The sequence below is a fragment of the Flavobacterium potami genome, assembly GCF_020026915.1.
In the GTDB taxonomy this organism is placed as follows: Bacteria; Bacteroidota; Bacteroidia; order Flavobacteriales; family Flavobacteriaceae; genus Flavobacterium; species Flavobacterium potami.
Map to the genome: position 1 here is coordinate 1 of NZ_JAINUY010000086.1, position 282 is coordinate 282.

1 protein-coding gene is annotated in these 282 nt (G+C 39.0%); it reads right to left on the reverse strand.

Going from position 1 to position 282, the window contains the following annotated elements; translation table 11 throughout:
- A partial coding sequence (locus K6T82_RS24375; RefSeq protein WP_223711657.1) for a hypothetical protein occupies positions 1-282 on the reverse strand: 282 nt, incomplete at both ends.

Consider the following 282-nt stretch of genomic DNA (forward strand, 5'->3'; position numbering starts at 1 on the left):
GAGGAAGGAGCATCAATGCCTGGTGAATTTTCTGAACTTCTGAGTCTTTTACGAATATATTCGAAAGAGAAAGTGCTATTAAGATCCCAATATGTACCCAGATAGCTATTCCCACTTTTTCTAAAAACATCAAAATCTCGGCAAAGGCTATACACAGAACTGGTATTGCAGTAAAGAGTCTGCGTTTCTTGAGCTGGAAGCTCTTCTGATTTCCTTCTTCAGCTCCGGCTATTTTCCAGATTTTAGGCGAACAGAGAGACTTCAAAGAATCCTTTGTAAATT